Genomic DNA, 12,838 nt, shown 5'->3' on the forward strand with positions numbered 1-12,838 from the left:
CGAAAACTCGAATATTTTCGCGCCCCGAGCCGTGAGAGGGACGCCGGAGGACGGTGATCAAATGAAAGCGATCATTATGGCCGGCGGAGAGGGGACGCGGCTACGGCCGCTCACCAGCAACCGCCCCAAGCCGATGATTCCCATCATCAACAAACCGGTAATCGAGCACACCGTCAACCTTCTCAGAAAAAAGGGTATCACCGATATCGTAGTAAGCCTCTTCTACAGGCCGGAAAACGTTCAGAACTACTTCGGGGACGGCTCCGAGTGGGACGTCAATATCACCTACTCCATAGAGGAGTCCCCCCTGGGGACCGCGGGCGGGGTCAAACAGGCCGCGGGCAATACCCGCAATACCGTGATCGTTCTCAGCGGGGACGGCATCATCGATTTCGATATCGACAAGATTCTCAAGTTCCACCGCGAAAAGCGGTCGCCGTTTACAGTCGTACTCACACGGGTGGCCGAACCGGTCGACTACGGAATTGTAATAACAAAAGACGACGGCCGTATCGACAAATTCCTCGAAAAGCCCGCGTGGAGCGAAGTTTTCAGCGACACCGTAAACACCGGAATGTATGTCATCGAACCCCAAATACTCAACCGCTTCATACCCGAAGACACCAAATATGATTTTTCCACGGACCTGTTTCCCATTTTACAGGAAAGGGGAGTCCCGCTGTACGGATTCATCGCCGACGGATACTGGTGCGACGTGGGCACCCTCAACTCGTACCGCGAAGTACACCGCGCGATTCTCGACGGCCTCGTCAATATCGAATTCCCCGGAAAAAAAATCGGGGAGAACGTCTGGGTCGGGCGCAACGTCGAAATTTCACCCGAGGCGGTCATCCATGGCCCGGTCGTACTCGGTAATTTTGTAAGGGTCAAGTCCGGGGCCGAGATATCGGAGTTCAGCGTTATCGGCGACGGCTGCGTAATCGACGAGGGAGCCTCGGTCAAGAGGAGCATCATCCTTCCTAACACGATCGTCGGACCGAAGAGCGAGCTTCGCGGTGCGGTCATTGGAAAACGCTGCGTCATTGAAAGCGGCGTCACCATCTACGAGGGAGCGGTGGTCAGCGACGACTGCGAGATCGGCAGCGGTTCGGAAATCCCCCCGGGCATCCGGGTGTGGCCCGAAAAGATCGTCGAACAGGGCACCCGCCTCACCACCGACCTCATATGGGGACGGACCGAAAAAAAGGTGCTCTTCGGGACCGACGGCATCCTCGGCTCATTCAACACCAAGATCACGCCGGAATTCAGCGCCAGGCTCGGTTCGGCCCTGGGCGCCTTCCTGGGAAAAAACACCATCGTGATAATAAGCCGCGACACGACCGCGGCGGCGCGCCTCATCAAGCGCGCGCTTACGGCCGGCCTCCTCTCCATGGGGGTCGAGGTGTATGACATGGAGATTGAATCCATTCCCATCAACCGCTATTCGACGCGCTTTATCAGCGCCGATCTGGGCATCTACGTGCAGGTATCGCCCATGACCGGCCTCCAGTTCGTCCAGATCAAGGTATTCAACAAACTCGGTTTCCAGATATCGGTAGCCGAGGAAAAGAAGATCGAAAGCATCTTTTACCGCGGAGACTATCCGCGCAAGGACGCTTTCGAGGTCGGAAAACTCGTATACCCGATACACCATCTCGAGTCGTACCTGTCGAACGTAAAAAGGTACGTCAATCACGAGATACTCTCGAAAAAACGTTTTAACATCATCGTCGACTGTTTCAACGGAGCGACGTCCTATGTCTTCCCCGACCTGCTCGTAAGCCTGGGCTGCAGCGTGTCGGTGCTCCGGGGACAGATCAAGGAAACGCTGAGCGAGAATGAGTTAAGGCTCGAGACACGAAAGGCGCTGGAGGAAATAGTCGACATGGCGCGGGCGAACCGCGAGATCGGCGTCATAATCGGTCCGCATGGAGAATACCTGACCATCATTGACGAAAGGGGGAATGTGCTCTCATCCGACGAGACGGGCGCCCTTTTGGCCCTGTATTATATGAAATACCGCGGCGAGAAGACGATCAACATTCCGATAGTGTCGCCATCGGTAATCGAGAAGGTCGGCCATGCGTACGGAGCGACGATACTGCGCACCAGCTCCAATATACGCGCCCCGCAGGAAGCACCCGATATCTTCCAGTCCGGACCATCCGGGCGGTATCCCTATCTCGAGATGGCCTACGATCCCATGATCGTCGCCCTCATTATTCTCGAGCTCATCGCCACCGAAGACCGGCCCCTGCACGAACTGCGGGAGCGCCTGCCCCGCGGCAACATCCACAGCACCTCGCTCCCCTGCAGCATGGAAGAGAAGGCGTCGGTCATGCGGATGCTCTCCTCGCTGTCGCCGCCAGAGGGGACCAGAATCGAGATGATCGACGGCGTGCGGATTGTACGGGACAACGCCTGGACGCTCATTCTCCCGGACGCGACACTCCCCCTAATGCATTTCTATGCCGACGGCGATTCCATTGACGCCCGTGACGCGATACTCGAGGAGTTTATCCTCATGGTTAAAAAATTCAAGAAAGGATAAGATACCATGGCACCGATGTACGAAATAAACATGGAGCGCCTGCAAAATACGTTTATCGACCTGGTAAAAAGACCGTCGCCGTCGTGGAAGGAAAAGCCGGTAATCGAATACCTTGCGCCCATATTCAACGAGCTGGGCGTCTCCTGGTCGCTCCATCCATGCGGCCAGTCGCACAACCTGCTGGCCCGGATAGACGGAGATCCCGGCCGCAAGACCCTTTTGTTTTCATGCCACCTGGACACCGTGGTCCCCTGCGAAAACGTTGTTCCGGTTATCAGGAGCGGTAAAATAACCAGCGACGGGAAAACGGTCCTCGGGGGAGATGACAAGGCGGCGATCGCCGCTTTTATCGAGGCCATGCGCATCCTCAAGGAAACCGACATGCGGCACGGCCCGCTCGAATTTCTCTTCTCATGCGCGGAGGAGATCGGGCTTTACGGCATCAAGGGCTTCGATCTTTCGCTCATTCGCGCGGACTTCGCTTTCGTTTTCGACAGCGGCGGCGATATCGGCGGCATCGTACTCGAAGCCCCGACACAGCTTACCATGGAACTCTTCGTCAAGGGTAAGGCCGCCCATGCGGGCATGGAGCCCGAGAAGGGCGTAAGCGCCATCCGTGTCCTCTCGGAAATCATCACCCGCATGCCGCACGGACGAATCGACAAGGAAACGACCTCGAACGCGGGGATCATAAGCGGTGGCAAGGCCACCAATATCGTTGCGGAAAACGCCTACTGCAAACTGGAGGTCCGCTCGATCAAACCGGCGAAGCTGCGCTCGGTCGAGGCGCGGATTAAGAAAACGGCGACGGAAACGGCAGCCCGCCATGGAGCGAAAATCAGGATAACGCGCAATCTCGAGTACTCCGGTTTTTCCCTCAGGGAGGACAGCCCCGTGGTGCGAATGGCGGCCTCCGCCGTTCGGAAGATCGGCAAGACACCGCGCTACGAAAGCTCCGGCGGGGGCAGCGACACCAACATTATAAACCGCGCGGGGATAAGGGCGGTGAACCTCGCCATAGGCATGAGGGCTGTCCACACCACGAAGGAATTCATCTACATGCGCGACATCGCATCGGGCACCCGTCTGGTGCTCGCCCTCATCGACTCCGCCTGAGGCCTCAGCTGGCGCACCCCAGCTTTACCACGAAATACGCCCCGCAGATAAGCGTGAGCGGCAGCGTGAGAAAATAGGTGAGCAGGTCGCGCGAGGTGACGGCACTTGCGTGGATGACCTTCTTGCCGAAATACGAGTAATGGTAGTGCCGCGGGTCCTGGGACCGTCGGTAGATCCTCATCGAAACGCGCCCCTTTATGAAAAGCGAAAGCAAAAAAACCAGCCCGGATTCGATGAAGAGCATGCGGTCGAGGTTGAGCGCCTTGACCTCGGCGGGGCTTATGAGGACCAGCACGGCGAGAAAAATTCCTATGAAGATGTTGGTTATCGCGGTGGTAAGGAATCCCCTGAAATACCTGTCCTGCTTTTTCGAAATGTAGCTTATCAGGAAAAAGATGTGCGTCAGGAAGGATATCTGCAGTATGGTGATAAAAAAAAGCGCTATCATTCGTTGAACGGTTATTCATCCGGGATCCGTTATATCTTGACATCCGGGTTGAGTATGGGCATAGTACCTGGAAAGTCAAGCAAAAGGGACCGTAGTCCCCCTTATTCAATCGAACCAGCGTGAGCGCGACAAACCTTTTTAACCTTTTACGCGCAGCAGCGGACGCGAAGCCGGATTCGCCATTCTTTTATCACAACGGACAGACGGTAAGCTACGTGCGCGCCCTGTCGGCGGCGGAAAGCCTGTCCGCCGCATTCGAAACACGCGGAATCGGGCGCGGAGAGCGCGTGATCATCCAGTTAAGTAACTCCCCTGAATTCATTTACGGCTTTCTCGCCCTCAACCGGATCGGGGCCGTCGCGGTACCGGTAAACCCGGCCGCGCGCCGCCACGAGATGCGACGCTACGTCGAGCAATGCGAGCCGAAAGCTCTTATCACCACATCCGACAGGCTCGACGACCTTCGCCACGGAAGCTCGTATATACTTCCGCGCGATGCGATTATTCCGACCGATGTCGCCGGTGAATTCGTTTCGCTTTCGGAACCGGCCGGGAAGGCGCGCTCATCCGGTGGTGCAGTCTCCGTGGCGGACGACGAGCCCGCCGCCATCATTTACACGTCGGCCATGGACGGCTGTGCGCTCGGGGCGCTCATCACTCACCGGGGCATTTACGAGACGGCGCGCGCCTCGGCCGATATCTTCGCCCGCCGGGACGATGTTTTCATCACTGTTCTACCGCTCTTCCATGCATTCGGCCTTACTTCATCGCTCTTCGTCCCCCTGTACAATATGGCTCCTCTGCACCTGCTCGGACACTTCTCCCCGAAGGCGGTGATGGCGGCGCTGAACGCAGGCTCTACGGTTTTCGCGGGGGTTCCGGCCATGTATAGCATACTGGCCTCCGTAATCCCCTCGGGTGCCCGGTTCCCCGGAATGCGCACATGGATATCCGGGGGGGAAGCCATATCGACTCGGACACAGGCCATCATGATGGAGCATTTCGGTATCGACATTCGACAGGGATACGGGCTCACCGAGGCATCCCCGATCGTTACCTGGAACAGGCCCGGAATGCCGAACCGCCACGGGTCGATCGGAACCCCGATGCCGTACAATCAGGCGAGAATTGCGCTGGATGGAAACGACCACCCTTCATGCAACACGGGCGAGATCCTGGTGAAAGGCGTAAACGTGGTGCCGGGTTATTACCGGCGCCCGGATGCCACGGCCCTCCACATCGTCGACGGCTGGCTTCGCACCGGTGACACGGGATATATCGATACCGACGGCTACTTTTATTTAACCGGACGCTCAAAAAACATGATCATCCGAAAGGGATTCAACGTCTATCCGCGCGAGGTCGAAACGCTAATACTGAACCACCCCTCTATCGAAAGCGTCCTGGTTTCAGGACACTTTACGATGAATAACGACAGCACGTTCAAAGAATCACTCGAGGCCGAGATTACCGTAAAAAGGGGGCATGACCTGAGCGCTGACGCCATTCGCCTTTGGTGCCGCGAGAATTTTTCACTCTACAAGATTCCGGACACATTTATTGTACATTCTTAGGCGTTCAACTATTCGGCTGCGGCTGGGGTAGCGATAAAAAGGCTCCGTTGAAAAAAAGAGAGGTATCCGTGGAGAATACCTCGCGCAAATTTAGCGGAATATTTGGAAGGAAATTAAAGTGTACCAGGAATATCCCAGCTCACTATATATTATAGAGCATATATCATGCCAGTAGTTAATAATACCCGAATATTAAGCCCAATAATTTTTCTCAAACCGATTTTACTCGATTTTACTATTCAATCACCGTGTAATGTTTAAATGGTTGCATGGTTATCGCAGTCAAGGCCCGGCAGAATCGCCTGTTTTTCACAGAGATGTATTAATGCGAGGGGATTATCGTCCTGTATTTAGTACACATGTACTGAATACAGGACATCTTTCCTATTTTTTAAAGAACCGCTCTGCCGCCTCCGCATTCAATTTCTTCACGGTCTCAATGACAAAGGGATCAGACGAGTCCTTGCAATAAACCCATACGGTTATAATCGGGATTACCCGGATCTGGCCAATGTTGTTGTATTTTACCTCGAAGGCTAGATCCGCCCCATGGACGCCGTTGTCCGAGAAAAAGTAGTTTACCCTTTCGAGCCCCACCACATCGGGATCGCTCCCGGAAACGCGGAAACCGTTTCTCATTTTGATGATGTTCGACGTCCTTTCGAGAAGAACGCGCATGTAGGCTATTCCCTCCGGATTGGGACTTACCAGTCCGCTCTTACCGTTCACGATCTCGTCTTTCATCTGCCGGAACTGAGCCTCGCCATACACCGTTTCAGGCTTCGGCGTGATGTCGACTGCGCCGCCGTCCACGTTCCAGACGCAGGCGAAATCGACCTTGCCATCGGCGTCGTTGTCCGTGATGAGCACCACCTGGCGCGCTCCCTTCTTAAACCTTCCGATTATGACATTGCTCACCTTGCCGATGGACTGGAATATTGCGTAATCATCGTTGGTGGCCGGAACCGGCAGCTGCTTCACATTGAACATGGTGACCAGGTCGTTATGGATATACTTTCCGCTGGCGATGTTGTTCTGCAACGGCTTTCTGCCCGACTGAGCTCCCGCGTCGATGAATGCGCCGAATGTCATTGGGACAGCAATCAGTATGATAATTGATATTCTCCTTGCTTTCAAAACTTCCTCCCTAATTATCTTATCCGCAATTCCCGAGCATGGCCCGCGGCCCGGCGAACAGCCAGTCTGTGGACTGCCAGAAATCACACGGCCATTATTAAAAAACTGGATTGTCCCGAATTAACGCCCAAGTAAGCTACAAAACACCGGGGGAATTGGCAACAATAATATCGCATTGCGGCGGTAAATTTCAAACAGGCGCCGCACCAGCCAAAAAGGGCGCGGCCGTCCGGCCCGCGCCCTTTGCCTCCACGATTCGAACGGCGGGTTATTCCTGGCCGGTATCGAGATCGAGCGACTTCTGCCCTCCCCTGGCATGGACAATCAGCCTGTCGCCCCTAATCTCAAGCCTTCCGTCGTTGTTTAGGTTTTTCCGCCAGAGCACCGGCCCATCTGCCGATGCGCAGTAGACGTAATCGCCGGAGGCGATATAAATTCTGTCATCCCTGCGCACTGGAGGATTTATCACCTTCCCTTCCCAGAGCACGCTGCCGTTTTTGATAAAATAGATCTCGTATCTGGTGATCAGGAGTCGTCCATCGGGCTTCGGCTTCTCCTTCTCCATCTTGACGACCGCCGCGATCTGCCGGATGACCTCCCTGGGCCGCTCTTCTACCGCAATCAGTTCGCTCTTTTCGTCCTTGAAGTCCTCAACCTTGAACGCCTGGACCTCCTTTCGAGATACGACAACGTCGCCGCCCGCCTCCTCTATTACCTTTACCACGGCGACCTCGAATCCTTCACCCGATTCCCTGGCGAGGATTTCATCCACCCGCTTCGTGGCCTTTTTTACGTCATTCTCGGTTACGACGACCTTCTCCTTTTCCTCGACCGCCGGCGCCCCTTCCATTATTTTCTCAATTGAACCTTCCAGCTTCTCGACCCGCTTTATGACCTTCACGCTTCCCTCGTAAACCTTTATCCGCGTGGTCTTCATGATGTCGGCCTCGACGGTGAATTTGGTGCCCCGCACGCCGGCCACCGCCGTCGGTGTCTTCACCAGAAAGCTCTCCTTCTTCATGAGCTTTTTGGGCTTGCACAGCATCCTGCCGACCTCAAGGCCAAGCGCCGTGTTCTCGACCGCGCCCTTTCTCATAAGCTGCGAGATGAGCACCTTCGAGTTTTCCTTGATCCTGATTATCGAATCGCCGATCTTCAGATCGCACGAGGACCGGCCCGCGGTGACGAGCCGGTCGTTTTCCTTTATCATCGCGCCTATCTCGGTCGCGGCATCATTTATCTTAACGTCCCCGATAAAAAACATCACCGTCGCGTACTCGTCGACGGCCTTCGCGCATCCCATCCATAACGAAGCCACGACGATCAGGCATACCAGCGTCAATCTTTTCATAACACCCCCCTGTAAAACCATTACGGGGCGATGATTGCCCCTGGATATATGATGTAGTACTGCGCCTTTTTCTTAAAAATGCAAGTAATTCGTCTTTTTTTAAAACCAGGCCGCAATGCAGACCTATAAATCTTTGACAATACGGCCCGGATAGGCAAGCATATCGGGCGGTAAAAAATGAGCGAAAACCAGAAAAATACGGGTATCATGCTTGGCGCCGTTATCGGCGACGCGCTATGCACGCCGCTGGAGGGATTGAGCGCCGGACACATACGTTCCGTATTCGGCCATATCAGGGACTATGCGGATCCGGAGCCCGCGCTCAGGGGGAAGATGCACCGCTGGCGAAAACCTGCGCTTTATTCCTCCCTCTCTCAGATGACCCTGCTTCTCCTTATGACCGACCGGACGCCGCGGGGGGCGGACATGGGACGGTTCATGGAAATAATCTCGAACGCCCCCTCCGTGGAAGGAAGCGCGTTCGGCGTATTCCGCCATCCGGGGCCGGCGGAGCGCGCATTACTTGAACGGCTCACCCGTAAGACCGGCGCCGTCCCCCCGGTCACCTGCGCCCGGACTGCCGCCATTACGGCTCCCTTCGCCGCGATAACGGAAGTCCGCGAGGGCGGCGCTCCCCGCGGCCTCGAGGCGGCGCTTGTGTTCAACCGGGACCCGGTCTCCATCGCCGCCGCGCTTGTATTCGGCGGGGTCCTCCGCTCCCTGAGGACCGAGACCGCCATACCCGCGCCAGAACCGCTTTTCGAGATTGCCGCGGCCTCCGCCGAACTGCTCGCCACGGAGATCGACGGGCGGTCTGATCTGGTGTTCCGGGCCGGGCTCAACCCCGAGACCCTGCTCCGGGCGACGACGGATTTCCGCGACCTCTTTCGCGAACTCGGCCGCAGAAGCGGAATCGACGCGGCCGTGCCGCTCATCTGTTCCGCCGTTAATCGTCACGTAAAAAGTCCCATCACCCGGGCGACGGTAAACCATCCACTTGCCCTGCCACCCTTCGCGCTTGTGCTGTGCGGCGCCCATCATGACGCACCGGAATCGGCCCTCTTCGCCGCCGCGGACGGAGGCGGCGCCTGCGGGATACTGGCTTCTCTCTGCGGGTCGCTCGCGGGTGCGGCCGCCGGAAAGGCCTGGATCTCAGATGGACTGCTCGACGGACTTGTCAACCGCCGCAGGCTGCTCGACATCGTGGAGACTGCCGCTCGAAACAGGGCCGCAGAGGGACACGCGCGCGAATTCCTGGCCGCGGAGGCGCCCCTTACGCGCAAGGAAATCGAGGAATATACCGCGCGAAACCGCCGCCGGCCGACCGCTACAAAAAAACCGGGCGCGCGAAAGGACGCCGAGCGCGAACTGTCGCGGCATGTGGTCGAGAGCTGGACAAAGGTCGACAAGGCCCGGTGGAAGAAGGAGAAGCGACACGGGGACGACGACTGACCGTCAGGAGTTGAGCTTGCGGTGCACCTCGGCAATGAGCGACAGGGCCTCCGGCATGATATAGCCGAGCATCTTCTCCTTGTATTCCGGGTCGGTAAGCCAGCGCCCCGTGGCCGTTACGATGGGGACAAACCGGCCGCCGCGCGCCGCGAAGATACCGCCACTGCACAGGGCAAGCTTTCTGCGGTGCCGCCCCTTTACGCCCGTACAGAAGCCCACCGAGAATATCCGGTCGTTCAGGAAGACCGGACCCGCGAAATGAACCGACAGGTCCACGGTAACCCCGCCCTGCCATACGGTTAGAAATCCCGCCCACGCCAGAGTTTCGTCAAGTATGGCGATGATCGCGCCGGGATGCACGCGGCTCGGAGAGATGGTATTCATCTCGGTGCATTGCATCGATCCGCTTTCGCCCTCGTGCAGGCATTCCGTATAGATATTCCCCGTTTCCGTCTCCCTGAACTCAAAGACCCGGCGTGTATGCAGCGACTGATAACGGTCCCTGAAAATAATTTTATCGGAGAAAACGGGAATGACAAATGAGCTCTCGGCCTTTACCGGCTCCGCGAGCAGCGCTTCCATATTCTCTCGCTCACCCTCCACGAGCCCACCGGAAACCTGGCGGACGGTGGCGCGAAGGTACGGATTTCCGCCGCCGGGCCCGACGATTGAGCCGTTCCATGAACCGCCGGCACCCTTTATATCAACCGTCACCTCGTTGCCGACCGCGATGCGATCGCCCCCGAACCTGAAATCGGCGCACCATCCCTGTTCGAAGACGGACGGGTCGGCGAGGTCGGCAAGCTCGACAATCGACGTCATGCCGACACCGCCGTGGGGTATGCCCGGCCATCCCTCATGCCGGCCGTCAATTTTCAATACCGCGCGGCCCCCCGCCGGCGTCCGCTCCCATCCATTGAAAAGATAACCCCGGGGGCCGCAGAAATAGCAGCCCTCGTGCCGGTTTCCCGCGTGACCGTTCATTTCTTTATGCCACGAGGACGAATCGGGCGGCCCCCGATCGCGGAGCGCATGACCGTTTCGCCCGCCTGCCCCATCTTTTCATCACATGTGTCCGATGTGCCGCATCCATCTGCGGACCGGCCGACAACGGCGGGGAAGAACCTGGCCCCTCCCATTCCATCAGATATGTTTACCATCCCCCGCAATTCGAGGAACCGGAGCGTGAGTGCCACCCGGCCGCGCACCATCCCGGGCCTGAAGGCGCCGAAGGCGCCCCGTTCCCTTACGACGAATATGTCCGGCAGTATTTCGTTCATGGGCGTTCTTTCCGCGGATAGAGGCGGAGCCAAATTCCAACCTGCCTATCCCGAAACCGGCATAATGGCAAGCAATATTGAAATAAAAATCGCCGACAGGCCCCTTTCCTGCTATAATCACAATGAAAAATGTTGACAATTTGGATGCATTAGGCATTAACCGGTACTGTGTTAAAAGAAATACAGCCTGACGGGAATTCCCCCACACTGACCTACAGAGGAACCTGATGAAATTCGCAGAATTCAATCTTCATCCCGACGTAATACGGGGGATCGATGACGCCGCGTTCACCGACTGCACCCCGGTACAGGAAATGACCCTCGAAAAGACCCTCAAGGGTATCGATGTATACGTTCAGTCGCAGACGGGCACCGGGAAAACGGCGGCCTTCCTCATCACCATCTTCCACCTTTTCCTCACCGGCGACCGTTATAAAAACAAAAAGGCGCTCATCATCGTACCGACGAGAGAGCTCGCCGTTCAGGTAGAAAAAGAGGCGAAGTTTCTGGGCAAGCACTGCCGTTTTAAGGTCGGCAGTTTTTTCGGCGGAATCGGCTACGAGAAACAGGAGAAGCTGCTTCAAGACAATCTAAACGTCTACGTGGGCACACCGGGCCGCCTTATCGACTTTTATAAATCCGGGAAGCTGGAACTCAAGGCCTTTGAAATCCTGGTGATCGATGAGGCCGACCGGATGTTCGATATGGGATTCATCCCTGACATCCGGTATATGGTGAAAAAGATGCCGCCTCCGACCCAACGCCTTACCATGCTTTACTCGGCGACACTCAGCCAGCGCGTCAAACAGCTCGCCTGGGAATATATGAACGATCCGGCCGAAATCGAGATCCAGCCCGAAAACGTGACGGTCGACACCATTTCACAGAAGATGTACCACGTTTCGCGCGAAGAAAAGTTCAGCCTGCTTCTGGGCCTCATGCGAAAGGAAGAGCCGAAGAGCGTGCTCATCTTCACCAACACCAAGAAGATGGCCGAAATCGTTTCGCGCAGGCTCGCGGCCAACGGCTACCCCAACGAGTACATAAGCGGGGACCTTCCGCAGAAGAGCAGGCTCAAAATCATCGAGAACATCAAGTCCGGCCGCACAACCCTTCTTGTGGCGACCGATGTGGCGGCCAGGGGCCTTCATATCGAGGACCTCGACATGGTGGTCAACTACGACCTTCCTGATGATTGCGAAAACTACGTTCACCGCATCGGCCGAACGGCACGGGCCGGGAAATCCGGCAAGGCGATATCCCTCGCCTGCGAGGCCTTCGTGTTCAACCTCGAGGCCATCGAAAAATTCATTGGCATGAAAATACCGACCGAATGGGAATATGAAGACCTCCTCGCCAGGAACATAAAGGACGCCGGACCACCCCCGCGCAGCGCTGACGGCGGTCGTCGCGAGCGAAGCGATCGCGGAGGAAGAGGGGCGGGCGGCAGGACGCCCCAAACCGGCGACAGAAAAGATGGTCGCAGGGAGCGAAGGCCGCAACGGCCGGCGGACTCGGCATCGGAACCTAAGGCGGCGGCGGAACCGAAACCGCAGCGTGATCGCAAACCGCAATCGGACCGCAAGCCGGCCGGCGAACGTCGTCCGCGACAGGACAGTCGGCCTCCGCAGGCGGCCTCCGGACAGGGACAGAGGAAGCCGGACTCGCGCCGCGATGGCGACAAACGGCATCGCGACAACCGCCGCCAGGGAAGCGGTTCGCAGAGCATCCCCGGCCGCCTTCCCGGCAACGCCACTGCCGAGGAACGCCTGGCGTACTACAGCCAGAAATACGGCGAGGATTTCATGCTTGGCGAGGGCGGCAAAAAAACCTCGAAGAAGAAAGGAGTTACCGGCGCCATTAAAAAGCTGGTTGACCTGTTTAAAATCAAGAGCTGAAAGAGCTTTATAACAAAGGGGCCGACTCAAA

The 12,838-nt window shown here is 57.0% G+C and carries 10 protein-coding genes; 5 read left to right on the forward strand and 5 right to left on the reverse strand.

What is annotated here, in order from left to right:
- The first annotated feature begins 61 nt into the window (after positions 1–61).
- Together VLM75_03630 and VLM75_03635 are read left to right on the forward strand one after the other, a co-directional pair.
- Positions 62–2,551: a sugar phosphate nucleotidyltransferase gene (locus tag VLM75_03630; GenBank protein ID HSV96008.1), complete on the forward strand. Its 2,490-nt coding sequence runs from the start codon at positions 62–64 to the stop codon at positions 2,549–2,551.
- A 6-nt stretch (positions 2,552–2,557) separates the two neighbouring features.
- A complete protein-coding gene (locus tag VLM75_03635) occupies positions 2,558–3,667 on the forward strand; it encodes a M20/M25/M40 family metallo-hydrolase (protein HSV96009.1) in 1,110 nt (369 codons plus the stop codon).
- Between the two features lie 4 nt (positions 3,668–3,671).
- On the opposite strand, the gene VLM75_03640 is transcribed toward VLM75_03635, so the two are convergent.
- Entirely contained in the window at positions 3,672–4,115 is a 444-nt protein-coding gene (locus tag VLM75_03640; GenBank protein ID HSV96010.1) for a hypothetical protein, read from the reverse strand.
- Positions 4,116–4,234: 119 nt separating this feature from the next.
- On the opposite strand from VLM75_03640, the gene VLM75_03645 reads away from it, so the two are divergent.
- Complete coding sequence (locus VLM75_03645) at positions 4,235–5,689, forward strand: AMP-binding protein (GenBank protein HSV96011.1); 1,455 nt, start codon at positions 4,235–4,237, stop codon at positions 5,687–5,689.
- Between the two features lie 384 nt (positions 5,690–6,073).
- Here VLM75_03645 and VLM75_03650 read toward each other — a convergent pair whose 3' ends face one another.
- Positions 6,074–6,826: a hypothetical protein gene (locus VLM75_03650; GenBank protein HSV96012.1), complete on the reverse strand. Its 753-nt coding sequence runs from the start codon at positions 6,824–6,826 to the stop codon at positions 6,074–6,076.
- A gap of 268 nt (positions 6,827–7,094) precedes the next feature.
- The gene (locus VLM75_03655; protein ID HSV96013.1) at positions 7,095–8,177 is read right to left on the reverse strand and encodes a FecR domain-containing protein; all 1,083 of its coding nucleotides are present in this window, start codon (positions 8,175–8,177) and stop codon (positions 7,095–7,097) included.
- A 177-nt stretch (positions 8,178–8,354) separates the two neighbouring features.
- Between VLM75_03655 and VLM75_03660 the strand changes: the two genes are divergently transcribed.
- Positions 8,355–9,629: an ADP-ribosylglycohydrolase family protein gene (locus VLM75_03660; protein HSV96014.1), complete on the forward strand. Its 1,275-nt coding sequence runs from the start codon at positions 8,355–8,357 to the stop codon at positions 9,627–9,629.
- A 3-nt stretch (positions 9,630–9,632) separates the two neighbouring features.
- Here the strand turns inward: VLM75_03660 and VLM75_03665 are convergent, their stop codons facing one another.
- Together VLM75_03665 and VLM75_03670 are read right to left on the reverse strand one after the other, a co-directional pair.
- Complete coding sequence (locus VLM75_03665) at positions 9,633–10,613, reverse strand: hypothetical protein (protein HSV96015.1); 981 nt, start codon at positions 10,611–10,613, stop codon at positions 9,633–9,635.
- Positions 10,610–10,909 (reverse strand): hypothetical protein, encoded by a 300-nt coding sequence (locus VLM75_03670; GenBank protein HSV96016.1) that lies wholly within the window; start codon positions 10,907–10,909, stop codon positions 10,610–10,612. Before VLM75_03670 ends, VLM75_03665 begins: the two co-directional genes overlap by 4 nt.
- Before the next feature lie 227 nt (positions 10,910–11,136).
- On the opposite strand from VLM75_03670, the gene VLM75_03675 reads away from it, so the two are divergent.
- A complete protein-coding gene (locus VLM75_03675) occupies positions 11,137–12,807 on the forward strand; it encodes a DEAD/DEAH box helicase (protein ID HSV96017.1) in 1,671 nt (556 codons plus the stop codon).
- The last annotated feature ends 31 nt before the right edge of the window (positions 12,808–12,838 follow it).

The organism is Spirochaetota bacterium, assembly GCA_035477215.1.
GTDB lineage: Bacteria > Spirochaetota > UBA4802 > UBA4802 > UBA5368 > MVZN01.